Raw genomic sequence first — 23518 nt, forward strand, 5'->3', positions numbered from 1 at the left:
GGTCCGCTTCGTCGCGGCCGGGCCGCCTAGAAGATCAACACGATGGCCAGCGCGACCACCACCACAACCAGCGCGGCCAATATCCACCAGGGCAGCGGAGCATGGTTTGACCTGCGCCCGGGGCGCGCCACCTGGGGACTCGTCGACGGGGCGACTCCCCATTTGCCCTTCGGTGACAGGTTGGGCGGGTCGGGAGGCGGAGGTGAAGGTTGACTGCTCACCTATGCACGGGTGCCCGCTTCCGCCCGGACCAAGCTGTGTACCGGGTAACAATCGTCGCCCGGGCGGCTACACCACCAAGACGGCGATCAGCGCAAGGACAATGACCAGCTGTGCCGCCAGCATCCACCACACCTCCCGGGCATGGCCGTACCCGCCCAGCGACGGCGCGATTGACAGCTTGGGCAGGTCAGCCGCCGCAGCATCGGCATCGCGGGGTGACGGTTCGATCGACATGCCGTGAATGTGCCCATTTTTAGGCGGGCTAACCTTCGAGCGGGTGAGAACCTCGTCGCATACCGCCGTCTCAGACCGGCTGCGCGCTACGCGCCGCCCAGACGAAGCTACGCATCTCGGGTAGCTTCGCGGACAGCTGTTGGGCCACCAGACGGCCCGTCGCGTCGGCCTCGGCCACCGAGGTGGCCGGATCAAGCCAGCCCTCCACCTCCACACGCAGCGTGCGCCCGGTCCACCGGGCGCGTGCGTGGGCGTGGCTGACTCCCGGTGCGGCGGCGGCGACCGCCTCCGCGGTGGCGATGACAGCTGGATCCACCCCGTCGAGCAACCGGTTGCCGATGTCGGAGGTCACCTCCCAGCCGACATGGCAGATGAATCCCGTCACCACGATGCCGGCAACGCCGTCGGCCCATCCCCAGCCCGCCGCGACCCCGCACAGACCGAGCAGCGCGCCCGCCGACGACAGCGCGTCCAGCCAGGAATGCTTGGCATCGGCGATCATGGTCGACGACTGGATTCGGCGGCCGACGACGAGCTTGTAGCGGGCCACCAGCTGATTGCCGGCGATACCGACCGCCGCCGCGGCGATGCCCCAGCCCACGTGCTGGGTAGTCCCGTGCCGCAGCAGCTTGTCCACACTTTCCACCCCCGCTACCGCGGCGCTGGCCCAGATCACCAGCGCCACCCCGATGCCGGCGAGATCCTCGGCCCGCTCCAGCCCATAGGGATAGTGCTGGCTAGCCGACTTCCGCGAGCTCCGAAATCCGACGAACACCACCAGACTCGTCGAGACATCGGACAGATTGTGCAGCGCGTCGCCGAGCAACGCCACCGACCCCGACACCATGGCGATCGCCAGTTCGATCAGACCCGTCAGCGCCAAGCCGGCAGCGCTCAGCGCTACAGCACGATTGGCCCGGCGCCGGTCCGCCCGGTCGTCGAACCGGTGCGCCAGCGGAAAACTGGCGGCCGGGTCCCGCAGACCATTGATCACATGCATGCCCAATAGCGTGCCACTTGGTGCTCGGCGCTCCGAGGGTGAGGCGGACCGTCAGCGCACCGTCGCGAAAAACCTGCGGACGTCCTCGACGAACAGATCGGGTTGTTCGAATGCGGCGAAGTGCCCGCCGCGCGGCATGGTCGTCCAGTGGGTGATGTGGTAGTTCGGCTCACACCAGCGCCGCGACGCCCGCAGGATCTCCTTGGGGAAAGACGCGACGCCGGTGGGTATTTCGACGCGGCCGCCCGGCCGGAAGCTCTTCATGCTTTCCCAGTACAACCGGGCCGAGGATGCCGCGGTGCCGGTCACCCAGTACATCATCACGTTGTCCAGCAGCTCGTCACGAGTGAGGACGTTCTCGGGGTTGCCGTCGCAGTCCATCCATGCCCAGAACTTCTCGACGATCCACGCGAGTTGTCCCACCGGGGAATCCACCAGCCCATAACCCAGGGTCTGGGGCCGGGTGGCTTGCTGCTTGGAATAGCCGGTGCCCCACTTGCGGTGCTGGTCCAGGTCCTGCAGCACCTGCCGCTCGTCGTCGGTGGGCTCGTCGGCGGTGGGCCAGGCGATCGGCATGTTCAGGTGGATGGCCGCGCAGTGGCCACCGGGAAGGCCGGCGTTGCGGCCGATCTGGGTGGTGACGGCCGCTCCCCAGTCGCCGCCCTGGGCGCCGTAGCGCCGGTAGCCGAGACGCTGCAGGAGCGTCTCCCAGGCCTGAGCGATTTTCTCGACTCCCCAGCCGGTGCTGCTGGGCTTGCCCGAGAAGCCGTACCCCGGAAGCGACGGGCAGACGACATCGAACGCGTCTTCGGCGCGTCCGCCGTGGGCGGTGGGATTGGTCAGCGGCTCGATCACCTTGTGGAACTCCACGATCGAGCCCGGCCAGCCGTGCGTGATCACCAACGGGAAGGCGTCGTCATGCGGTGACCGTTGATGGATGAAATGAATATCCAGCCCGTCGATTTCGGTGACGAACTGGTCGAAGCGGTTGAGCGCCGCTTCGCGTGCCCGCCAGTCGTACTCGTTGGCCCAGTAGGCGGCCAGGTCGCGGGTGTAAGCCAGCGGAATGCCCTGGCTCCAGTCGTCCACACACTCGGCTTCGGGCCAGCGGGTGCGCGCCAGACGGGACTGCAGATCATCCAGAACGTCGTCGGGAACGTCGATGCGAAACGGCCTCACCCGTTCATCGTGCCGTCGGGCGCGCCCGAAAGCTCCGGAAACCTATTTCTTGTTGGCTTCTTTGATCAGTGTGCTGATCTGCTCGAGCAGTTCGCGCATGTCGGCGCGCATCGCGTCCACCGCGGCATACAGGTCCGCCTTGGTCGCCGGCTGCTGGTCCGATGACAGAGGCCGCACCGGCGGTCTCGACTTCTGCCGTCCCGCACCGTCGCTCTGAGAACCAGATAGCTCACCCACGTCCACGACCTTGCCATACCCGGCTCGTCACCGACAATGCGGCGGGTATAACGCCGCGGCGAGACCGGCTTGGATTTTCGCCGCGGCGCTGCGCCCGCGCAGCCGGTGGGCGCGGACGGTATCGAACCGCCGACCGCTGGTGTGTAAAACCAGAGCTCTACCACTGAGCTACGCGCCCTTGAAACCCGGGGACCCGCAGCAGGCTACCCGCCCGCAGCCCCACCGCCCAAACCTTCAGGCTCGCAGAGCCGCCAGCGCAGCCGTCCACAGCCGCTGATCGCGGGCCTCACCCGGTTGTTTCATCTCGGCGAACCGGATTATCCCCGACCGGTCCACCACGAACGTCCCACGGTTGGCGATGCCGGCCTGGTCGTTGAACACCCCGTAGGCCTGGCTGACCGCCCCGTGGGGCCAGAAATCCGAGAGCACCGGAAACAGAAAACCGCTCTCCGCCGCCCATACCTTGTGGGTGGGCGGCGGACCGACCGAGATAGCCAGCACCGCGCTGTCGTCGTTTTCGAATTCGGGCAGATGGTCTCGTACCTGGTCGAGCTCGCCCTGGCAGATCCCGGTGAATGCCAGCGGGAAGAACACCAGCAGCACGTCCTTGGTGCCGCGATAGTCGCTGAGGCTGATGGGTTGTTGATTCTGGTCGCGCAGCGTGAAGTCCGGAGCGGTGGCCCCGACGTCGAGCATCAGCGCTTCCCGGCCCGTGACTTCGGCTGGACCAGCCGGCTGGCGCTCCAGTCACCGAGGTTGACCGACGAGGTCGGCATCAACCCGGCAGTGGGCGCCGCCTCGGCGATGTCGGCGGGCAGCACATGTCCGGGCCGGCCGGTCTTGGGGGTCAGCACCCAGATCACGCCGTCCTCGGCGAGCGGGCTGATCGCGTCCATCAGGGTGTCCACCAGGTCGCCGTCGCCGTCACGCCACCACAGCAGCACGACGTCCACGACCTCGTCGGTGTCTTCATCCAGCAGCTCGCTGCCGCAGGCTTCCTCGACCGCCGCGCGGATGTCGTCGTCGGCATCTTCGTCCCAGCCCCACTCCTGGACGACTTGGTCTCGTTGGATGCCCAGTTTGCGAGCGTAGCTCGGGGCGTGATCCGCCGCGACCACCGTGGAACCTCCCTTGTTCAGCCACACGACGCGTGATGGGCACTATCGTCGCACAAACGCCATCGAGCCAATAACGCCGCCTCAAAAGGAGGCCATGCACATTTTCAGCGCCTTGGTCTTGGTGTCGTTGAGCTGATCGACTCGCCGGTTGAACTCGCCTGTCGGCGCGTGGGTGCCAATGGCATTCGCCACCGCCAGCGCCGCATCGGCATAGGCGTTGAGCGCGTCGCGCATCTCCCTGGACAGCGCGTCGCTGAGACTGCCCGTCACCGATGAGGCGCTGTCGTTGAGCGCTTCGATGGCCGGGCCCTCGGTCGGCCCGGTGCTGCGGCCGGCATTGAACGCCGAGACAAAGGCATTCACCTTGTCGATGGCGTCCTTGCTGGTGGTTGCCAGGGTCTCACAGGAGCTGCGGATCGCCTTGGTCGTCAGCGACTGCTGGCGCTGGGATTCGCGGATACTGGACGTCGCCGACGAGGCCGACAGCGACACCGACACCGACGACCGATAGGCCGGAGCGACCTTGGTGTCGGGGGTCGCGGTGCCCTCGGTGACGCTGGTACACCCCAGGATTGCCATCAGCAGCGCCGCAATGCAACCGCAGACCCGGGCGACTCGCCTGGCATTCAGACTGGCCACAACCCCCGCGTGCCGGCGAGCGACGGCACGCCATCCGATGAGCACGGCTAGTGACGTTACCGGTTCGGGGCGTCAACTGTCCGCGACGCTCCGTCCCCTGCCGGTGCCGACGCCTCCGGCGGCCGCGGTCCCGCAACGCCGATCGGGCGGCGGCTATCCGCCCGCGACGTCGGTGCGGCACGATAGGGGGACGGACCACCGACGCGTCCCAACCAGCACACCCGCCGACTCCAGGAGTAGCGCGTGACCACCGAGTTCGCCCGCCACGATTTGGCCAAAACCCCAAGCAGCGCAAGCGAACCCGACCGCGTTCGGGTTATCCGCGAAGGCGTGGCGTCGTATCTGCCCGACATCGATCCCGAAGAGACCTCGGAATGGCTGGAGTCCTTCGACGAGATGCTGGAGCGCTCCGGCCCGTCGCGGGCGCGCTACCTGATGTTGCGGCTGCTGGAACGCGCCGGTGAACAGCGGGTGGCCATCCCGTCGCTGACGTCGACGGACTACGTCAACACCATCCCGACCGAGCTGGAACCGTGGTTCCCCGGCGACGAGGACGTCGAACGCCGCTACCGGACCTGGATCAGATGGAACGCGGCGATCATGGTGCATCGCGCGCAACGGCCCGGGGTGGGCGTGGGTGGTCACATCTCGACCTACGCGTCGTCCGCGGCGCTCTACGAGGTCGGCTTCAACCACTTCTTCCGCGGCAAATCGCATCCCGGCGGCGGGGACCAGATCTTCATCCAGGGCCACGCCTCCCCCGGGATCTACGCGCGCGCCTTCCTTGAGGGACGACTCAGCGCGGACCAGCTGGACGGCTTCCGCCAGGAGCACAGCCACCCCGGCGGCGGGTTGCCGTCCTACCCGCACCCGCGGCTGATGCCCGACTTCTGGGAATTCCCTACCGTCTCGATGGGCCTGGGTCCGCTCAACGCCATCTACCAGGCGCGGTTCAACCACTACCTGCATGACCGGGGCATCAAGGACACCTCCGAACAGCACGTGTGGTGTTTCCTGGGCGACGGCGAGATGGACGAGCCCGAAAGCCGCGGGCTGGCGCACATCGGGGCGCTGGAAGGCCTGGACAACCTGACCTTCGTCATCAACTGCAACCTGCAGCGCCTCGACGGCCCGGTGCGCGGCAACGGCAAGATCATCCAGGAGCTGGAGTCGTTCTTCCGCGGAGCGGGCTGGAACGTCATCAAGGTGGTGTGGGGCCGCGAGTGGGACGCGCTGCTGCACGCCGACCGCGACGGAGCGCTGGTGAACCTGATGAACACCACGCCCGACGGTGATTACCAGACCTACAAGGCCAACGACGGCGCCTACGTGCGCGACCACTTCTTCGGCCGCGACCCGCGCACCAAGGCGCTGGTGCAAGACATGACCGATTCCGAGATCTGGAACCTCAAGCGCGGCGGCCACGACTACCGCAAGGTCTATGCCGCCTACCGCGCCGCCGTCGAGCACCAGGGACAGCCGACGGTGATCCTGGCCAAGACCATCAAGGGCTATTCGCTGGGCGCGCACTTCCAGGGCCGCAACGCCACCCACCAGATGAAAAAGCTTGCGCTGGAAGACCTCAAGTATTTCCGGGACGCCATGCGGATCCCCATCGACGACGCCCAGCTCGAGGAAGACCCCTACCTGCCGCCGTACTACCACCCCGGCCCGGACGCCCCGGAGATCCGCTACATGCTCGACCGCCGCCGCACCCTCGGCGGCTTCGTGCCCGAACGCCGGACCAAGGCCAAGGCGCTGAAGCTGCCCGGCCGCAACATCTATGCCGCCCTGAAGAAAGGATCCGGAAACCAGGAGGTCGCCACCACCATGGCGATGGTGCGCACCTTCAAGGAAGTGTTGCGGGACAAAGAGGTTGGCCCGCGAATCGTTCCGATCATTCCGGACGAGGCCCGCACCTTCGGGATGGACTCCTGGTTCCCGTCGCTGAAGATCTACAACCGTCTCGGGCAGCTCTACACCGCGGTCGACGCCGAACTGATGCTGGCCTACCGGGAAAGCCACGACGGCCACATCCTGCACGAGGGCATCAACGAAGCCGGGGCGGTGGGCTCGTTCATCGCGGCCGGCACGTCGTATGCGACGCACAACGAGCCGATGATCCCGGTCTACATCTTCTATTCGATGTTCGGCTTCCAGCGCACCGGCGACGGCTTGTGGGCCGCGGGCGACCAGATGGCACGCGGGTTCCTGCTGGGCGCCACCGCGGGCCGCACCACGCTGACGGGCGAAGGCCTGCAACACGCCGACGGCCATTCGCTGCTGCTGGCCGCCACGAACCCCGCGGTGGTCTCCTACGACCCGGCGTTCGCCTACGAGATCGCCTACATCGTGGAAAGCGGACTGGCCCGCATGTTCGGGGAGAACCCGGAGAACGTGTTCTTCTACATCACCGTCTACAACGAGCCCTACGTGCAGCCGCCCGAGCCGGAGAACTTCGATCCCGAGGGCGTGCTGCGGGGTATCTACCGGTACCGCGCAGCCACCGAGCAACGCTCCAGCAAGGCGCAGATCCTGGCCTCGGGCGTGTCGATGCCCGACGCGCTGCGAGCGGCCGAGTTGCTGGCCGCCGAGTGGGATGTGGCCGCCGACGTGTGGTCGGTGACCAGTTGGAGTGAGCTGAACCGCGACGGGGTGTCCGTCGAGAAGCAACGGCTGCGCAACCCCGGCCAGCCGGCGGGCGAGGCGTATGTGACCAAGGTGCTGGCCGGTACCGCCGGCCCGGTGGTCGCGGTGTCGGACTGGATGCGTGCGGTGCCCGAGCAGATCCGGCCCTGGGTGCCGGGCACCTACGTGACGCTGGGCACCGACGGGTTCGGCTTCTCCGATACCCGGCCCGCCGCGCGGCGCTACTTCAACACCGACGCCGAGTCGACCGTCGTCGCGGTGCTGGATGCGCTGGCCCGCGACGGTGAAATCGACCCGTCGGTGGCGGTGGCAGCCGCCCGTCAGTACCAGATCGACAATGTGCAGGCGGCAGCGCAGCAGGACGCCGACGCCGGCACGGCGACCTAGCGGACATAACGCGCGAGCGCTGAATAAGACGTCACTAAGAACCCGCCGAGCGCTTTGGCGGGAAGTTCCAGAAAACAGGCGTAGCTTTTAGGCGTGAACGACAACCAGTTTTCGCCCCAGTTTTCGCCATTGGCGAAGCTCGCGTCGTCGAGATCACCGCTCGAACTGCTGGACACCGTGCCCGATTCGCTGCTGCGACGGTTGAAGCAGTATTCGGGCCGGCTGGCCACCGAAGCGGTCTCGGTGATGCAGGAGCGGTTGCCGTTCTTCGCCGACCTGGAGGCGTCCCAGCGGGCCAGCGTGGCACTGGTGGTGCAGACGGCCGTGGTCAACTTCGTCGAATGGATGCAGGACCCGCACAGCGACGTGAGCTATACCGCACAGGCGTTCGAATTGGTACCCCAGGATCTGACCCGACGAATCGCGTTGCGTCACACCGTCGACATGGTGCGGGTCACCATGGAGTTCTTCGAAGAAGTGGTGCCGCTGCTGGCCCGCTCGGAGGAGCAGTTGACCGCGCTGACCGTGGGCATCTTGAAGTACAGCCGGGACCTGGCCTTCACCGCCGCGTCGGCCTACGCCGACGCCGCCGAAGCGCGCGGCACCTGGGACAGCCGGATGGAGGCCAGCGTGGTCGACGCGGTGGTACGCGGCGACACCGGCCCGGAGCTGCTGTCCCGGGCGGCGGCGCTGAACTGGGACACCACCGCGCCGGCAACGGTGGTGGTGGGCACCCCGGCGCCGGGGCGCGACGGCTCGAATAACGAGGACGGCAGCAAGCGAGCCAGCCAGGACGTCCGCGACATCGCCGCCCGCCATGGCCGCGCAGCGCTCACCGACGTGCACGGCACCTGGCTGGTGGCCATCGTGTCCGGCCACTTGTCTCCCACCGACAAATTTCTCAAGGACCTGCTGGAGGCGTTCTCCGACGGGCCGGTGGTGATCGGGCCGACCGCTCCCATGCTCACCGCGGCCTATCACAGTGCGAGCGAGGCGATTTCGGGGATGAACGCGGTCGCCGGCTGGCGCGGCGCGCCGCGCCCCGTGCTGGCCCGTGAACTGCTGCCGGAACGTGCCCTGATGGGTGACGCCTCGGCGATCGTGGCGTTGCATACCGACGTGATGCGGCCGCTGGCCGACGCCGGCCCGACGCTCATCGAGACGCTGGACGCGTATCTGGATTGTGGCGGCGCGATTGAGGCGTGTGCCAGGAAGTTGTTCGTTCATCCAAACACCATCCGGTACCGGCTCAAGCGGATCACCGACTTCACCGGGCGAGATCCGACCCAACCGCGCGACGCCTATGTCCTGCGGGTGGCCGCGACGGTGGGTCAGCTCAACTATCCGGCACCGCATTCCGGCGCCTCGAACAATGCCATGGCAGCTGTTCCGCTCCCGCTCAGGCGGGGTGCCGAAGGGGCCTGAGGATGGGCCCGATGGCCGAACCGGGACGATAGTGATTCAGGGCACAGATCGCGGGTCGATCTCAAACATGTAGCTTACGCGGCTGTTTTGTAGGGTCTCTACAAAAACCTAAGACGAGGTTCATAATCTGTTACACCGCGCAAAAGCGTTTCCACAGTGTTCTCTTAGACACGTGATTGCGTTGCTTGCGCCCGGACAGGGCTCCCAGACCGAGGGAATGCTGTCGCCGTGGCTGGAATTGCCAGGCGCGGCGGACCGGATCGCCACGTGGTCGCAGGCCAGCGGCCTGGACCTGGCCCGCCTGGGCACCACCGCGCCGACCGAAGAGATCACCGACACGGCGGTCGCTCAGCCGTTGATCGTTGCGGCCACTCTGCTGGCTTACCAGGAGCTGACACAGAGGGGTCTCCTGGTGGGTCGCGAGTTGATCGTGGCCGGCCACTCCGTCGGCGAGATCGCGGCCTACGCGATCGCCGGGGTGATGGCCGCCGACGACGCCGTCGCCCTGGCCGCGACCCGCGGCGCCGAGATGGCCAAGGCGTGCGCCGCCGAGCCGACCGGTATGTCGGCGGTGCTCGGCGGCGACGAGGCCGAGGTGCTGACTCGCCTCGAGCAGCTCGACCTGGTACCGGCCAACCGCAATGCCGCCGGCCAGATCGTCGCCGCCGGCCGGCTGACCGCCCTGGAAAAGCTGACCGAGGACCCGCCGGCCCGAGCCCGGGTGCGTGCGCTGGGCGTCGCCGGAGCGTTCCACACGCAATTCATGGCCCCGGCTCTAGAGGGCTACGCCGCAGCGGCGGCCGGCATCGCGACCGCCGAGCCCACCACCACGCTGTTGTCGAACCGGGACGGAAAACCCGTCACTTCAGCGGCCGCGGCGATGGAAGCCCTGGTCTCCCAGCTCACCCAGCCGGTGCGCTGGGACCTGTGCACCGCTTATCTGCGTGACCACGCAGAGAGCCCAGTCACGGCGATCGTGGAGTTCCCGCCCGCGGGCACGCTCACCGGCATCGCCAAACGTGAACTTCGGGGGGTTCCGACGCGCGCCGTCAAGTCACCCGCAGATCTGGACGAATTGGCAAACCTGTAACCGCAGGATTCGTCCAGAACCAACAAAAGTACGTCAAACCGATTTGCCCACAACATATTACGAAGGGAAGCTAACTGTGGCCGTCAGTCAGGAAGAAATCATCGCCGGTATCGCCGAGATCATCGAAGAGGTCACCGGCATCGAGCCCTCCGAGGTCACCCCGGAGAAGTCGTTCGTCGACGACCTGGACATCGACTCGCTGTCGATGGTGGAGATCGCCGTGCAGACCGAGGACAAGTACGGCGTGAAGATCCCCGACGAAGACCTCGCCGGTCTGCGTACCGTCGGTGACGTCGTCGCCTACATCCAGAAGCTCGAGGAAGAGAACCCCGAGGCTGCCGAGGCGCTGCGGGCCAAGCTCGAGTCGGAGAACCCCGAGGCTGTTGCCAACGTCAAGGCGAGGCTGGAAGCAGAGAGCAAGTGACCAAGCCTTCCACTGCTAATGGCGGTTACCGCGGCGCTCCTTTCAAGGACGTCGTGGTAACCGCCGTCACAGCGACGACGTCGGTCTCGCCGGACATCGAGAGCACGTGGAAGGGTCTGTTGGCCGGCGAGAGCGGCATCCACGTCCTTGAAGACGAGTTCGTCACCAAGTGGGACCTACCGGTCAAGATCGGTGGCCACCTCAAGGACCCGGTGGACAACCACATGGGCAGGCTGGACATGCGGCGCATGTCGTATGTCCAGCGGATGGCCAAGCTGCTCAGCGGACACCTCTGGGAGTCCGCGGGCAGCCCCGAGGTCGATCCGGACCGGTTCACCGTCGTGGTCGGCACCGGCCTCGGTGGGGCGGAGCGGATCGTCGAGAGCTATGACCTGATGAACGAGGGCGGGCCCCGCAAGGTGTCCCCGCTCGCGGTTCAGATGATCATGCCCAACGGCGCCGCTGCGGTCGTGGGTCTGCAGCTCGGCGCCCGCGCCGGGGTGATGACCCCGGTCTCGGCCTGTTCGTCCGGCTCGGAGGCCATTGCCCACGCGTGGCGTCAGATCGTCATGGGCGATGCAGACGTCGCCGTCTGCGGCGGTGTCGAGGGTCCCATCGAGGCGCTGCCCATAGCGGCGTTTTCGATGATGCGCGCCATGTCGACCCGCAACGACGAGCCCGAGCGTGCCTCGCGCCCGTTCGACAAGGACCGTGACGGTTTCGTGTTCGGCGAGGCCGGTGCGCTGATGCTGCTCGAGACCGAGGAGCACGCCAAAGCCCGCGGCGCCAAACCGTTGGCTCGGTTGTTGGGTGCCGGTATCACCTCGGACGCCTTCCACATGGTGGCACCCGCGGCGGACGGTGTGCGTGCCGGCCGGGCGATGACGCGGTCGCTGGAGCTGGCGGGCTTGTCCCCCAAGGACATTGACCACGTCAATGCGCACGGCACGGCGACACCGATCGGCGACGCTGCCGAGGCCAACGCCATCCGGGTCGCCGGTTGTGAGCATGCCGCGGTGTACGCTCCGAAATCGGCGTTAGGTCACTCCATTGGCGCAGTCGGGGCGCTGGAGTCGGTGTTGACCGTGTTGACTCTGCGGGACGGCGTCATCCCGCCCACACTCAACTACGAGACCCCCGATCCCGAAATCGACCTCGACGTTGTCGCGGGCGAACCTCGCTATGGCGAATTCCGCTATGCCATCAACAACTCGTTCGGTTTCGGTGGTCATAATGTGGCGCTCGCCTTCGGGCGCTACTAAAGCAAGACATCGCGGGCCGCGAGGCCCGGGGTGGGGGTCCCCCCGCTTGCGGGAGGAGTCGAACAGATAGGGAAGGAACGTTCGCAACACTCATGACAGAGCTGGTTACCGGGAAAACGCTCCCGAACGTAGTGGTCACCGGCGTCGCCATGACAACCGCACTGGCCACCGACGTGGAGACCACGTGGAAGTTGCTGCTCGACAGCCAAAGTGGGATCCGCGTCCTCGACGACCCGTTCGTCGAGGAGTTTGATCTGCCGGTGCGGATCGGCGGGCATCTGTTGGAGGAGTTCGACAGCCAACTGACGCGCGTCGAGCTGCGGCGCATGGGCTACCTGCAGAAGATGTCCACCATTTTGAGCCGGCGAGTGTGGGAGAACGCGGGCTCGCCCGAAGTCGACCCCGACCGGCTGATGGTTTCCATCGGAACCGGGTTGGGCTCGTCGGAAGAGATGGTGTTCAGCTACGACGACATGCGTGCTCGTGGCATGAAGGCGGTCTCACCGCTTGGTGTGCAGAAGTACATGCCCAACGGCGCCGCCGCGGCGGTAGGCCTGGAACGGCATGCCAAGGCGGGTGTTATCACTCCGGTGTCGGCGTGTGCGTCCGGTTCCGAGGGCATCGCTCAGGCGTGGCGCAACATCGTCTTCGGCGAGGCTGACGTGGCTATCTGCGGTGGCGTCGAGACCAAGATCGAGGCGGTGCCGATCGCGGCGTTCGCCCAGATGCGCATCGTGATGTCCACCAAGAACGACGATCCCGTCGGCGCCTGCCGCCCGTTCGACCGGGACCGCAGCGGCTTCGTGTTCGGTGAAGCCGGTGCGCTCATGGTGATCGAGACCGAGGAGCACGCCAAGGCCCGCGGTGCGAACATCCTCGCCCGCATCATGGGAGCCAGCATCACCTCCGACGGCTTCCACATGGTGGCGCCGGACCCCAACGGGGAACGTGCCGGGCATGCGATGAGCCGGGCGATTCAGCTCGCGGGCCTGACGCCGGCCGACATCAGCCATGTCAACGCGCACGCCACCGGGACCTCGGTGGGCGACGTGGCCGAGGGCAAGGCCATCAACAACGCGCTCGGCCCGCACGGCGGCAACGCGGCGGTGTACGCACCCAAGGCCGCGCTCGGCCACTCGGTGGGTGCGGTCGGTGCGGTGGAATCGATCTTGACCGTGCTCGCGTTGCGAGACCAGGTCGTTCCCCCGACACTGAACCTGGAAAACCTCGATCCAGAGATCGACTTGGACGTGGTGGCGGGTAAGCCGCGGCCCGGTGATTACCGGTATGCGATCAACAACTCGTTCGGATTCGGCGGCCATAACGTGGCAATCGCTTTCGGGCGGTACTAAATCCCGAGCCACCCCGAAAACAACAGGAGACCTGCGATGACGATCATGGCCCCCGAGGCGGTCGGCGAGTCGCTCGACCCCCGCGATCCGCTGCTGCGACTGAGCACCTTCTTCGACGACGGCAGCGTGGAGCTGCTGCACGAGCGTGACCGCTCTGGCGTACTGGCCGCTTCGGGCACCGTGAACGGCATGCGCACCATCGCGTTCTGCACTGACGGCACCGTGATGGGTGGCGCCATGGGCACCGAAGGCTGCGCACACATCGTCAACGCCTACGACACCGCCATCGAGGAGCAGAGCCCGATTGTGGGCATCTGGCACTCCGGTGGCGCCCGGTTGGCCGAAGGGGTGCGGGCACTGCACGCGGTCGGCACGGTGTTCGAGGCCATGATCCGTGCGTCGGGCTACATTCCGCAGATCTCGGTGGTCGTCGGTTTCGCCGCCGGCGGCGCCGCTTACGGTCCGGCGTTGACCGACGTCATCGTGATGGCCCCGGAAAGCCGGGTGTTCGTCACCGGACCGGACGTGGTGCGCAGCGTCACCGGTGAGGACGTGGACATGGCCTCCCTCGGCGGTCCGGAGACCCACCACAAGAAGTCCGGGGTGTGCCACATCGTCGCCGACGACGAGCTCGACGCCTACGAGCGAGGCCGCCGGCTGGTCGGATTGTTCTGCCAGCAAGGCCATTTCGACCGGAGCAAGGCCGAGGCCGGCGACACCGATATCCACGCGCTGCTGCCCGAATCTCCTCGGCGGGCCTATGACGTGCGTCCGATCGTTACCGCAATCCTCGACAGCGAAACGCCGTTCGACGAGTTCCAGGCCAATTGGGCGCCGTCGATGGTGGTCGGGTTGGGTCGGTTGTCCGGGCGCACCGTCGGTGTGCTGGCCAACAATCCGCTGCGGCTGGGCGGCTGCCTGAACTCCGAAAGTGCCGAGAAAGCAGCACGTTTCGTGCGGCTCTGCGATGCGTTCGGGATTCCGCTGGTGGTGGTGGTCGATGTGCCCGGCTATCTGCCGGGTGTCGACCAGGAGTGGGGCGGCGTGGTGCGTCGCGGCGCCAAGCTGCTGCACGCATTCGGTGAGTGCACCGTGCCACGGGTCACCCTGGTCACCCGAAAGACCTACGGCGGGGCCTACATTGCGATGAACTCCCGCTCGCTGAATGCCACCAAGGTGTTCGCCTGGCCCGACGCCGAAGTCGCGGTGATGGGCGCCAAGGCGGCCGTCGGGATCCTGCACAAGAAGAAGCTGGCCGCGGCGGCCGAGCACGAACGCGAAGCGCTGCACGACGAACTGGCGGCCGAGCACGAGCGGATTGCCGGCGGTGTGGACAGTGCCATCGACATCGGTGTGGTCGACGAGAAAATCGACCCGGCGCACACCCGCAGCAAGCTCACCGAGGCGCTGGCCCAGGCGCCGGCACGGCGCGGGCGCCACAAGAACATTCCGCTGTAGGTTTTGCCGCGAGCAGACACAGAATCGCACGCGCGCGGTGCGCGCAGTGCGATTCTGTGTCTGCTCGCCGCAGTTATCCCCAGCGTGACTGGCCCAGGCCAGCTGCTTCTCGCATGCTTTCACGGTGCACCTTGGAGCGCTGGCGCTGCTGGAGAAGACCGGCGGATTCGCCACCACCGCACAACTGCTGACGGTCATGACGCGCCAACAGCTCGACGTCCAAGTCAACAACGGTGGACTCGTCCGCGTGTGGTACGGGGTCTACTCAGCCCGAACGCCAGATCTACTGGGACGCTTGGCCGCACTTGACGTCTTCATGGGGCGACGAGCTGTGGCTTGCCTGGGCACTGCGGCCGCGTTGTACGGGTTCGACACGGAGAACACCACTGCCATCCATGTGCTCGACCCCGGCGTACGGATGCGGCCAACTGTTGGTTTGATGGTTCACCAACGCACCGGCGCCCGGCTGCAAAGGGTGTCAGGTCGCCTGGCAACCGCCCCGGCGTGGACGGCCGTCGAGGTCGCAAGACAGCTGCGCCGTCCCCGAGCGCTGGCCACTCTGGACGCCGCGCTGCGATCAACGCGGTGCACTCGCAGCGAGATTGAAAGTGCCGTTATCGAGCAGCGAGGGCGCCGGGGAATCGTCGCGGTGCGCGACCTGTTGCCCTTTGCCGACCAGCGTGCGGAATCGGCTATGGAGAGCGAAGTTCGGCTCGTCATCAACGACCACGGGTTGCCCGTACCGGAACTGCAATATCCGATCTACGGACCCGACGGCGAGCTGTGGCGGGTCGACTTCGCATGGCCTGAAATGCGTCTGGCAGCCGAGTACGAAAGTGTCGAGTGGCATGTAGGACGCAGCGAGATGCTGCGGGACAAATCAAGGTGGGCCAAGATCCAGGAACTCGGGTGGACGATCATCCCGATTGTCGTCAGCGACGTGAGGCAGGAGCCCTACCGCCTGGCCCAGCGAATCGCAAGCCACCTGAACCGCACGCGCATGGCTGGCTGACACCTGGCTGACACCTGGCTGACACCTGGCTGACACCGGCGAGCAGACACAGAATCGCACGCCAACGGCGCACGGAATGCGATTGTGTGTCTGCTCGTCAGCGGCACAGAATCCTCGGAAGGGCTTGACGCAGAACGCCAGTGGGGTCGGCCGGAAGTTCCCTGCACCGCCAGCCGACAAAATCGTCCGGGCGCACCAACAGCGCTCCGTCCGGCGCGAGTCCGGTCACCGCGAACCACGCCTCGTCGCGCAGGCACTGCGTCGCGATCGGCACACCCAGGGCCCGCGTCGCCGCAGCCACAGCATCGCGCCAGCGCTCGTCCCCGGTGAGCAGAGTGAATCCGGGGCCGAGCAGATCCAGCGTCGAAATACACTGTCCGCCTTGAGAAATCCACAGATGCGGTGTCCGGGTACCCGGTTGCCCACATAATTCGCCCACCAGCTGCACCTCGTCCGGGTCCACCGCCGGCTGGTCCGTCACTACCGCCGCCGACTGATACCGATAACCGATCAGCAGCTGGAACATCGAGCACTCTTCGCCGGCGGGCAACCGGGGTCGGTCCTCGTCCAACTCCAGCAGGGTGACGGTCGGGCCGGTGAGCGACTGGCGGGCCGCGAATCGGCCGACCGGGTGACGCTCGGCGTGATAGCTGGCCAACAGCCCCGGACCGGCGGTCCCCTGCAGGACGGCGGCCAGCTTCCAGGCCAAGTTGTGCGCACTTTGGATAGCGCTGTTGGCTCCCCCGGCCTTGAACGGCGGCATCGTGTGCGCGGAATCGCCGACCAGAAGTGCACGACCACAACAGAACTGGTCGGCCACCTGTTCGTAAGGCTGCCACGACGCGACTTCGATGATCTGCGCGTCGAGAGGTTCACCGATGGCCATGTCCAGCAGATCACGGCAGCGCTGTGGCGTAAACTGTTGTGCCGTCTCGCCGTTGGCGGGAAAGTAGGTGGTGATGAACATGCCGATGTCGTCGGCGACCGCCAAGAATATTCCAGGTGCTTCCGGGTTGGCGACCTGCACTGCATCGCCGTCGTTGAGATGCGAGACGAAATGGCGCCACGGCGCCCGGAAATAGATGAAGACGACGTAAATGGGCAGCGCCCCATAGCCAGAGGTGGTGACCGAGAGCGCGGTGCGGACCGGGCTGTGCACGCCGTCGGCGGCAATCAGATAGTCAGCACGTACCGTCTGACTCTCTCCCGACGTCCGGTCCGCGATGAGAGCGGTAACACCGGCCTCGTCCATGTCGAATGAGACGAACTCCGTTCCGTAGCGCACCTCGCTGCCACGGGCGCGGGCCGCGCCCAACAGGATCGGCTCAGACTTGCTCTGCGGGCAATACTGCGCGACAGGTTCCGGGCTCAGCGTGTCCAAGCCGGCGAAGATCGTGTCCATGTCGATCGCCGGATGTTCCTCGGCGCTGTTGAGCGTCGGCTTTGCCAGCATGGTCGAAACGTGCTCGGCTACCGCACGGATCTGATCGCCCACACCGAGACCACGCAGGATCTCCAGGCTGCGGAAGCTCAGGTTGCGAGCCTTCGGATAGGTGAATGTCTCGTGCCGCTTGTCGACGAGCAGCGAACGAACACCGTGTTGGGCCAGTAGCGCCGACGCCGCGAGCCCGCCCACGCCGGCGCCGACGATGAGCACCGGAACATGCGTGACGGTCATCTGCGCTTCCCTTCGCCATAGCGGAACTAATTAGTTCCGTCCTGCATCAGTTTGGCACCGAGGCAGAGACGTCGCAATCGCTTCGCTGAAAGCGCAGGGCTTACGGGCCCGGCGCGATGGCAAGCGGCAGGACCACGTCTTCGAGAACACGCCGGACGAAGACTCGATCGACTGGCCGTCCCGTCATCACCCGCAGCACGTTGAGGCCCATCGCGACATCGGGTATGAGGGTCAGGTCCCGGCCCGCGGGGACCTCGCCCCGGGCGACGGCATGGTCGAGCATCACCCGGATCAGCTGGCGTGGCCGGGAGAGGACGAGGTCGTCCAAGGCGGCGGCCAGAACGGGATGGTGCATGGCGGCCGTTGCCACGCCGACGATGATTCGGATAGTTGCCTGGTCGGCGGCCTCGAAATCCGGCACCGCCGCAACCAGAGCGTCGATGTCGCCGCGCAGACTGCCGGTATTCGGCGGGTCGACCGGCCCGACTCCGCGCCGCCAATGGGCGATCGCATCGGCAACCACCTCGGCCTTCGACGGCCAGCGCCGGTATATCGCCGCCTTGCCGACCCGGGCGCGGGACGCGATGTCGTCCATGCTCAGTTGGTCGTAGCCGTTTTCGGCCACACCCGCCAGCGCCGCCTCGAGGATGACCGCGTCCAACGACCGATCGAGACGCCCGGGACTGCGCCGCACCCGCGGCGCTCGCTTCAGCGGGTCGTTGCCCGCACGCTCAACTGCCATGGCATGTAAACCATTCTGCCGATACGACTCAGTTCCGCTACGCCGGTGTGGCCCCGGCGAGGAACTCCTCGGCGACGGCGACAACGCGCTCACGGTCTTGGGGCACCAGGCCGATTCGGGTCCGGCGATCCAGGATGTCGTCGACATCCAGTGCCCCCTCGTGGGTCACCGCGTACTCGAACTCGGCCCGGGTCACGTCGATGCCGTCGGCGACCGCTTCGGTGGGACGCTCGCAGGTGGCGGTGGTGATGACATTGGCCGCCTCGGCGCCGTAACGTGCCACCAATGACGCGGGCAAGCCGGCCGCCGGTCCCTGCGCACAAGGCCCGGGATTGGTCGGCGCGCCGATCAACGGCAGGTTGCGGGTCCGGCAGTCGCCGGGGCGCAAGTGCCGCAGTCCGATCGCACGGTTCAGCACATCCTCGGCCATGTAACGGTATTCGGTCAGCTTGCCGCCGACCACGCTGATCACCCCCGACGGGGATTCGACGACGGCGTGGTCGCGTGAGACGTCAGCCGTGCGTCCCTCACCGGTGTCGATCAGCGGCCGCAGCCCGGCGTAGGTGCCGATGACATCGGTAGTCTCCAGCTTGGTCGCCAACGCGGTGTTGACCGTGTCCAGCAGGAACATGATTTCCTGTGAAGACGGTTCTGGCACATCCGGAATCGGGCCGGGAGCATCCTCGTCGGTCAACCCGAGGTAGACCCGGCCCAGCTGCTCGGGCATGGCGAACACGAAGCGGTTCAGCTCGCCGGGAATCGGAATGGTCAGCGCCGCAGTCGGATTCCCAAAAACATCGGCGTCGAACACGAGATGCGTTCCGCGACTGGGACGTAACTTCAGCGACGGGTCGATCTGGCCGCCCCACACTCCGGCGGCGCTGATCACGGCGCGGGCCGACACGTCGAAGGATTGGCCGGAGCGCTGGTCGGTCAACCGCGCCGAGGTGCCGGTCGCGTTCGATGCGCCGACATAAGTCAGGATCCGGGCACCGTGCTGGGCCGCGGTGCGCGCGACCGCCACCACCAGTCGGGCGTCGTCGATCAATTGCCCGTCGTAGGCCAAAAAGCCGCCGGCAAGGCCGTCACGCCGCACGGTGGGTGCCATCTCGACCACGCGCTGCGCCGTAATTGTCCGCGATCGCGGCAACGTCGAGGATGGCGTGCCGGCGAGCATTCGTAACGCATCGCCGGCCAGGAACCCAGTGCGCACCAGGGCGCGTTTGACGTGACCCATCGACGGCAGCAACGGGACCAGCTGTGGCATCGCATGCACGAGATGAGGGGCGTTGCGGGTCATCAGGATTCCGCGTTCGATCGCGCTGCGCCGGGCAATGCCCACGTTGCCGCTCGCCAGGTAGCGCAACCCGCCATGCACCAGCTTGGAGCTCCAGCGGCTGGTGCCGAATGCCAGGTCGTGCTTTTCCACCAGCGCCACCCGCATGCCGCGGGACGCGGCGTCCAACGCAATCCCGACACCGGTGATGCCGCCACCGATGACGAGCACATCCAGCGCTTCCCCGTCGGCCAGAGCGGTCACTTCGGCAGTGCGGCGCGCGCCGTTCAGAGCGGTCGAATTGGGCATCAGGCCAGGTATCCGTTCAGTGAGTAGGTGAGTTCGGCAGCCAGTGCTTGGGAATCGAGGATCGGATTGACGATGTCGACGGACTGGATCGTCGACTGGGCGATCAGCAGCACCATGGTCGCGAGTTGACGGGGGTCGCCGGCGCGGACACTGCCCGATCGTTGCGCCACTTTCAGTCGCGCCGCGAGCCCTTCGATCAGGAACTGCTGGCTGGTGCCCAAGCGCTCGGTGATGTAAACCCTGGCCAGGTCCGAGTGCATCAGCGCCTTGATCAAGTCGTCGCGCCGTAGCCGATCGGCCACCGCGACGACTTGCCGCACCACCGCTTCCCGGTCGTCTCCGTCGAGGGGCAATTCGTCGAGCACGTCGGTGATGTGGCTGGTCAGCAACGCCGCTATGATCGACCTCGTGTCCGGCCACCGCCGGTAAACGGTCGGGCGGCTGACGCCCGCGCGTCGTGCGATTTCGGCGAGTGCCACCTTGTCAACACCGTAATCGCGGACACAGCTCGCGGCCGCCGCAAGTATGCGGGCCCCGATGTTTTCGGGAGCATTACTCGTTGACAGCATATGTAATACTGTAACGCATGACACATCTTGAGGAACTCCTTCCGCCCATGAAATGGAACGCGTGGGGAGATCCCGCCGCCGCGAAGCCCCTCTCCGACGGCATCCGTGCTCTGCTGAAACAGGTTGTTGGCCTTGGCGATTCGGATGAGGCCGAGCTGGATCCCGATCAGGTTATCCTGCGTCCGTCCGCCTTGTCGCAGGCCGACCGGGACGCGCTGGCCGAAATCGTCGGCGCCGAATACTTCCGCGCCGCCGACCGTGACCGGTTACTGCACGCGGGCGGCAAGTCCACCCCAGACATGTTGCGGCGCAAGGACACTGGCCCTCAGGATGCTCCCGACGCGGTGTTGTTGCCCGGCGATGACGGCACCGTCGCCGCGATCCTGCGGTATTGCTCCGACCACGGCATCGCCGTCGTCCCCTTCGGTGGCGGCACCAACGTTGTCGGCGGGCTCGATCCCGACCGCGGCGAGTTCGGCGCGGTGATCTCGCTGGATTTGCGGCGCTTCAACGAACTTCACTTTCTCGACGAGGTATCGGGCATAGCGGAATTGGGCGCCGGCGCGACCGGCCCCGAGGCCGAACGCCTGCTCGGTGAGCACGGCTTCTCGCTCGGGCACTTCCCGCAAAGCTTCCTATTCGCCACCATCGGTGGTTTCGCGGCAACCCGTTCCTCCGGCCAGAGCTCCGCCGGCTATGGCCGGTTCAACGACATGATTCTCGGGCTGCGCATGATCACCCCGGTGGGTGTGCTGGATCTGGGCCGGGTAGCGGCATCGGCGGCAGGTCCGGACCTGCGCCAACTTGCGATCGGCTCGGAGGGCGCTTTCGGCGTCATTACCAAGGTGCGGCTGCGGGTACACCGGATACCGGAAACCACGCGCTACGAAGCCTGGTCGTTCCCCGACTTCACCACCGGCGTCGCGGCGCTGCGTGCGGTCACCCAAACCGGAACGGGACCCACCGTCGTCCGCCTCTCCGATGAGGCCGAGACCGGCGTGAACCTCGCTACCACCGAATCGATCGGCGAAAGCCAAATCACCGGCGGCTGTTTGGGACTCACCCTTTTCGAGGGCACCAAGGAACACGCCGAAAGCCGGCACGCCGAGACGCGCGCGTTGCTGACGGCCCACGGCGGAACGTCTCTGGGTGAGGGGCCGGCGCAGGCCTGGGAGCGAGGCCGGTACGCCGCGCCCTACCTGCGCGACTCGCTGCTGGCGGCCGGCGCGCTGTGCGAGACACTGGAGACCGCCACCGACTGGTCCAACATCCCGAGATTGAAAGCCGCAGTCACCGAGGCGCTGACCACGTCACTGGCGGAATCGGGTACCCCGGCGCTGGTGATGTGCCATGTGTCGCACGTGTATCCGACCGGGGCGTCGCTGTACTTCACTGTCGTCGCGGGGCAGCGAGGCAATCCGATCGAGCAGTGGATGGCCGCCAAGAAAGCCGCGTCGGACGCGATCATGGCCAACGGCGGCACCATCACCCACCACCACTCGATTGGCGCCGACCACCGCCCCTGGATGCGTGAGGAGGTTGGCGATCTGGGTGTGCAATTGCTGCGAGCGATCAAAGCGACTCTGGATCCGGCCGGAATTCTCAATCCCGGCAAGCTGATTCCGTGACTGCCGAGAACCCTGTCTCCCGGCAACCGCGCCGGCGCGAGATCGGCAAGGTGACCGCGCTGACCAATCCTGTCTCAGGCCACGGCGCCGCTGTCCGGGCCGCACAAATTGCGATCGCCCGGCTGCATCATCGCGGTGTGGAGGTCGTCGAAATCATCGGTGACGACGCGCAAGACGCGCGTTATCTCGTTTCGGCCGCACTCGAGAAGGGCACCGACGCCGTCGTCGTCACCGGCGGCGACGGTGTCATCTCCAATGCGCTGCAGGTGTTGGCGGGCACCGATGTTCCGCTGGGCATCATTCCGGCGGGCACCGGCAATGACCACGCCCGCGAATTCGGGATTCCCACCAAGGATCCCGAAGCCGCCGCGGACATCGTCGTCGACGGCTGGACGGAAACCATTGACCTGGGCCGGATCCGTGACCGCGCGGGGGTCGACAAATGGTTCGGCACCGTGGCGGCAACCGGATTCGACTCGCTGGTGACCGATCGAGCCAATCGGATGCGTTGGCCGCATGGGCGCATGCGCTACTACATCGCGATGCTCGCCGAGCTGTCGCAGCTGCGGACGTTGCCGTTCCGATTGGTCCTCGACGGCGCCCGGGAAATCGAGACGGACCTCACGCTTGCCGCCTTCGGCAATACCCGCAGCTACGGCGGCGGGCTGCTGATCTGCCCCAACGCCAATCCTTCCGACGGCCTGCTCGACATCACCATGGTTGCGTCGGGATCGCGGACAAGGTTGGTCCGCTTCTTCCCCACCGCCATGAAGGGCACTCACGTCGAACTGGACGAGGTGACCACCGCACGGGCCAAGACCGTCGACGTCGAATGCCCCGGCATCAACGTGTACGCCGACGGCGACTTCGCGTGTCCGCTGCCCGCCGAGATCTCCGCGGTTCCGGCCGCGCTACAGCTGCTGCGCCCCAATCCCTCGGCGGTGTAACGACTCGGTCACGGAACCCGACATCTTTTCCAAACCCGATCAGGCCCGATCAGGGAGGGAAGATGTCCGGACTTCGCCAGACCGCGCTCGTCACCTTGGCTGCTGCGTCGTTGTGTTGTGTCGTGACGTCGGAAGCTCCCCGGGCGGCAGCCGACGAGGGGCCGAGCTGGAACGGACAATACGTCGTGACGTTCGGGGCGAACGCGAAGACCGGAACCAGCATCGCAGCCAGCGGACCGGAATACGCCCACCGGGCGAAATACTCCTTCAGCTCGAGCTGCGCGGCGGGCGTCTGTATCGCCACGGTGACCGATGGGCCGCCGGCCAAAAATGAGTTCATCCAGCGCCCAATTGAATACACCTGGAACGGTTCCCAATGGGTGCGAGAGACCACCTGGAAGTGGGACTGTCTGCTGCCCGACGGGACAATCGAGTACGACCCGGCGAAATCCATAGCGGCATATACCCCCGGTCCGCACGGAATCCTCACCGGCGTGTTTCACACCGACATCACCAGCGGCGCTTGCAAGGGAAATGTCGACATGCCGGTATCGGCCAAGCCGGCCTTCGAGCCGGAGAGTGTTATCTAGCTACTCCGACCAGAGAACTCGCGCCGGTACCGAGCAGCCGAGGCTGACGGGTACCCAGTTTGGTGCATGAACGTGTCGTTTGCGGTCTCGT

The 23518-nt window shown here is 66.4% G+C and carries 23 protein-coding genes and 1 tRNA gene; 11 read left to right on the plus strand and 13 right to left on the minus strand.

Annotated elements, in window-relative coordinates:
• Positions 1 to 26: 26 nt before the first annotated feature.
• From MKAN_RS30240 to MKAN_RS03205, 9 genes are all read right to left on the minus strand, one after another.
• On the minus strand, positions 27 to 221 hold the full coding sequence (locus MKAN_RS30240) for a hypothetical protein (protein WP_129111873.1): 195 nt from the start codon (positions 219 to 221) through the stop codon (positions 27 to 29).
• A 67-nt stretch (positions 222 to 288) separates the two neighbouring features.
• Positions 289 to 456, minus strand: coding sequence for a hypothetical protein (locus tag MKAN_RS30245; RefSeq protein WP_023365055.1), 168 nt, complete (start codon positions 454 to 456; stop codon positions 289 to 291).
• 70 nt (positions 457 to 526) lie between these two features.
• Positions 527 to 1456: a cation diffusion facilitator family transporter gene (locus MKAN_RS03180; protein ID WP_023365057.1), complete on the minus strand. Its 930-nt coding sequence runs from the start codon at positions 1454 to 1456 to the stop codon at positions 527 to 529.
• Between the two features lie 51 nt (positions 1457 to 1507).
• Entirely contained in the window at positions 1508 to 2635 is a 1128-nt protein-coding gene (locus MKAN_RS03185; RefSeq protein ID WP_023365059.1) for an epoxide hydrolase family protein, read from the minus strand.
• Between the two features lie 42 nt (positions 2636 to 2677).
• Positions 2678 to 2812 carry a hypothetical protein gene (locus tag MKAN_RS32460; RefSeq protein ID WP_257788875.1) on the minus strand — a complete coding sequence of 45 codons (135 nt, stop codon included), beginning with the start codon at positions 2810 to 2812 and terminating at the stop codon, positions 2678 to 2680.
• Positions 2813 to 2978: 166 nt separating this feature from the next.
• Positions 2979 to 3050: transfer RNA gene (locus MKAN_RS03190), tRNA-Val, on the minus strand.
• Positions 3051 to 3106: 56 nt separating this feature from the next.
• On the minus strand, positions 3107 to 3568 hold the full coding sequence (locus tag MKAN_RS03195; protein WP_023365063.1) for a peroxiredoxin: 462 nt from the start codon (positions 3566 to 3568) through the stop codon (positions 3107 to 3109).
• On the minus strand, positions 3568 to 3990 hold the full coding sequence (locus MKAN_RS03200) for a DUF3052 domain-containing protein (RefSeq protein ID WP_036393365.1): 423 nt from the start codon (positions 3988 to 3990) through the stop codon (positions 3568 to 3570). The genes MKAN_RS03195 and MKAN_RS03200 overlap by 1 nt, the downstream gene beginning before the upstream one ends.
• A gap of 81 nt (positions 3991 to 4071) precedes the next feature.
• Positions 4072 to 4674 (minus strand): hypothetical protein, encoded by a 603-nt coding sequence (locus MKAN_RS03205; protein WP_023365067.1) that lies wholly within the window; start codon positions 4672 to 4674, stop codon positions 4072 to 4074.
• A 198-nt stretch (positions 4675 to 4872) separates the two neighbouring features.
• On the opposite strand from MKAN_RS03205, the gene aceE reads away from it, so the two are divergent.
• The 8 genes from aceE to MKAN_RS03245 all read left to right on the plus strand — a co-directional run bounded on the left by aceE (position 4873) and on the right by MKAN_RS03245 (position 15688).
• Complete coding sequence (aceE, locus tag MKAN_RS03210) at positions 4873 to 7665, plus strand: pyruvate dehydrogenase (acetyl-transferring), homodimeric type (RefSeq protein WP_023365069.1); 2793 nt, start codon at positions 4873 to 4875, stop codon at positions 7663 to 7665.
• 93 nt (positions 7666 to 7758) lie between these two features.
• On the plus strand, positions 7759 to 9090 hold the full coding sequence (locus MKAN_RS03215) for a PucR family transcriptional regulator (RefSeq protein ID WP_023365071.1): 1332 nt from the start codon (positions 7759 to 7761) through the stop codon (positions 9088 to 9090).
• A gap of 172 nt (positions 9091 to 9262) precedes the next feature.
• Positions 9263 to 10180 carry an ACP S-malonyltransferase gene (locus tag MKAN_RS03220; RefSeq protein ID WP_023365073.1) on the plus strand — a complete coding sequence of 306 codons (918 nt, stop codon included), beginning with the start codon at positions 9263 to 9265 and terminating at the stop codon, positions 10178 to 10180.
• 76 nt (positions 10181 to 10256) lie between these two features.
• Positions 10257 to 10604 carry a meromycolate extension acyl carrier protein AcpM gene (gene acpM / locus MKAN_RS03225; RefSeq protein ID WP_023365075.1) on the plus strand — a complete coding sequence of 116 codons (348 nt, stop codon included), beginning with the start codon at positions 10257 to 10259 and terminating at the stop codon, positions 10602 to 10604.
• Positions 10601 to 11866, plus strand: a complete 1266-nt coding sequence (gene kasA / locus MKAN_RS03230; protein ID WP_023365077.1) for a 3-oxoacyl-ACP synthase KasA — start codon at positions 10601 to 10603, stop codon at positions 11864 to 11866. Before acpM ends, kasA begins: the two co-directional genes overlap by 4 nt.
• A gap of 92 nt (positions 11867 to 11958) precedes the next feature.
• Positions 11959 to 13218 carry a 3-oxoacyl-ACP synthase KasB gene (gene kasB / locus MKAN_RS03235; protein ID WP_023365079.1) on the plus strand — a complete coding sequence of 420 codons (1260 nt, stop codon included), beginning with the start codon at positions 11959 to 11961 and terminating at the stop codon, positions 13216 to 13218.
• Positions 13219 to 13254: 36 nt separating this feature from the next.
• Positions 13255 to 14676, plus strand: coding sequence for an acyl-CoA carboxylase subunit beta (locus MKAN_RS03240; protein ID WP_023365081.1), 1422 nt, complete (start codon positions 13255 to 13257; stop codon positions 14674 to 14676).
• A 124-nt stretch (positions 14677 to 14800) separates the two neighbouring features.
• Positions 14801 to 15688: a hypothetical protein gene (locus tag MKAN_RS03245; RefSeq protein ID WP_023365083.1), complete on the plus strand. Its 888-nt coding sequence runs from the start codon at positions 14801 to 14803 to the stop codon at positions 15686 to 15688.
• Positions 15689 to 15785: 97 nt separating this feature from the next.
• On the opposite strand, the gene MKAN_RS03250 is transcribed toward MKAN_RS03245, so the two are convergent.
• The 4 genes from MKAN_RS03250 to MKAN_RS03265 form a co-directional block, all read right to left on the minus strand.
• Positions 15786 to 17366: an FAD-dependent monooxygenase gene (locus MKAN_RS03250; RefSeq protein WP_023365085.1), complete on the minus strand. Its 1581-nt coding sequence runs from the start codon at positions 17364 to 17366 to the stop codon at positions 15786 to 15788.
• Between the two features lie 100 nt (positions 17367 to 17466).
• Positions 17467 to 18108 (minus strand): TetR/AcrR family transcriptional regulator, encoded by a 642-nt coding sequence (locus tag MKAN_RS03255; RefSeq protein WP_023365087.1) that lies wholly within the window; start codon positions 18106 to 18108, stop codon positions 17467 to 17469.
• A 37-nt stretch (positions 18109 to 18145) separates the two neighbouring features.
• Positions 18146 to 19693 (minus strand): glycerol-3-phosphate dehydrogenase/oxidase, encoded by a 1548-nt coding sequence (locus tag MKAN_RS03260; protein ID WP_023365089.1) that lies wholly within the window; start codon positions 19691 to 19693, stop codon positions 18146 to 18148.
• Complete coding sequence (locus MKAN_RS03265) at positions 19693 to 20262, minus strand: TetR/AcrR family transcriptional regulator (protein WP_023365091.1); 570 nt, start codon at positions 20260 to 20262, stop codon at positions 19693 to 19695. The genes MKAN_RS03260 and MKAN_RS03265 overlap by 1 nt, the downstream gene beginning before the upstream one ends.
• Positions 20263 to 20309: 47 nt before the next feature.
• On the opposite strand from MKAN_RS03265, the gene MKAN_RS03270 reads away from it, so the two are divergent.
• From MKAN_RS03270 to MKAN_RS03280, 3 genes are all read left to right on the plus strand, one after another.
• Positions 20310 to 21890: an FAD-binding oxidoreductase gene (locus tag MKAN_RS03270; protein WP_023365093.1), complete on the plus strand. Its 1581-nt coding sequence runs from the start codon at positions 20310 to 20312 to the stop codon at positions 21888 to 21890.
• A complete protein-coding gene (locus MKAN_RS03275) occupies positions 21887 to 22837 on the plus strand; it encodes a diacylglycerol kinase (RefSeq protein ID WP_023365095.1) in 951 nt (316 codons plus the stop codon). The genes MKAN_RS03270 and MKAN_RS03275 overlap by 4 nt, the downstream gene beginning before the upstream one ends.
• Before the next feature lie 62 nt (positions 22838 to 22899).
• Positions 22900 to 23427, plus strand: coding sequence for an Rv2253 family sensor-like surface protein (locus tag MKAN_RS03280; protein ID WP_023365097.1), 528 nt, complete (start codon positions 22900 to 22902; stop codon positions 23425 to 23427).
• Positions 23428 to 23518: the final 91 nt, after the last annotated feature.

Source organism: Mycobacterium kansasii ATCC 12478 (assembly GCF_000157895.3).
Classification (GTDB): domain Bacteria; phylum Actinomycetota; class Actinomycetes; order Mycobacteriales; family Mycobacteriaceae; genus Mycobacterium; species Mycobacterium kansasii.

Bases quoted from the DNA above. Each gene is read 5' to 3' on its own strand.
- MKAN_RS30245 (WP_023365055.1), bottom strand. From the start codon at position 456: ATGTCGATCGAACCGTCACCCCGCGATGCCGATGCTGCGGCGGCTGAC.
- MKAN_RS03180 (WP_023365057.1), bottom strand. From the start codon at position 1,456: ATGCATGTGATCAATGGTCTGCGGGACCCGGCCGCCAGTTTTCCGCTG.
- MKAN_RS03195 (WP_023365063.1), bottom strand. From the start codon at position 3,568: ATGCTCGACGTCGGGGCCACCGCTCCGGACTTCACGCTGCGCGACCAG.
- kasB (WP_023365079.1), top strand. From the start codon at position 11,959: ATGACAGAGCTGGTTACCGGGAAAACGCTCCCGAACGTAGTGGTCACC.
- MKAN_RS03240 (WP_023365081.1), top strand. From the start codon at position 13,255: ATGACGATCATGGCCCCCGAGGCGGTCGGCGAGTCGCTCGACCCCCGC.
- MKAN_RS03250 (WP_023365085.1), bottom strand. From the start codon at position 17,366: ATGACCGTCACGCATGTTCCGGTGCTCATCGTCGGCGCCGGCGTGGGC.
- MKAN_RS03255 (WP_023365087.1), bottom strand. From the start codon at position 18,108: ATGGCAGTTGAGCGTGCGGGCAACGACCCGCTGAAGCGAGCGCCGCGG.
- MKAN_RS03260 (WP_023365089.1), bottom strand. From the start codon at position 19,693: ATGCCCAATTCGACCGCTCTGAACGGCGCGCGCCGCACTGCCGAAGTG.
- MKAN_RS03265 (WP_023365091.1), bottom strand. From the start codon at position 20,262: ATGCTGTCAACGAGTAATGCTCCCGAAAACATCGGGGCCCGCATACTT.
- MKAN_RS03270 (WP_023365093.1), top strand. From the start codon at position 20,310: ATGAAATGGAACGCGTGGGGAGATCCCGCCGCCGCGAAGCCCCTCTCC.
- MKAN_RS03280 (WP_023365097.1), top strand. From the start codon at position 22,900: ATGTCCGGACTTCGCCAGACCGCGCTCGTCACCTTGGCTGCTGCGTCG.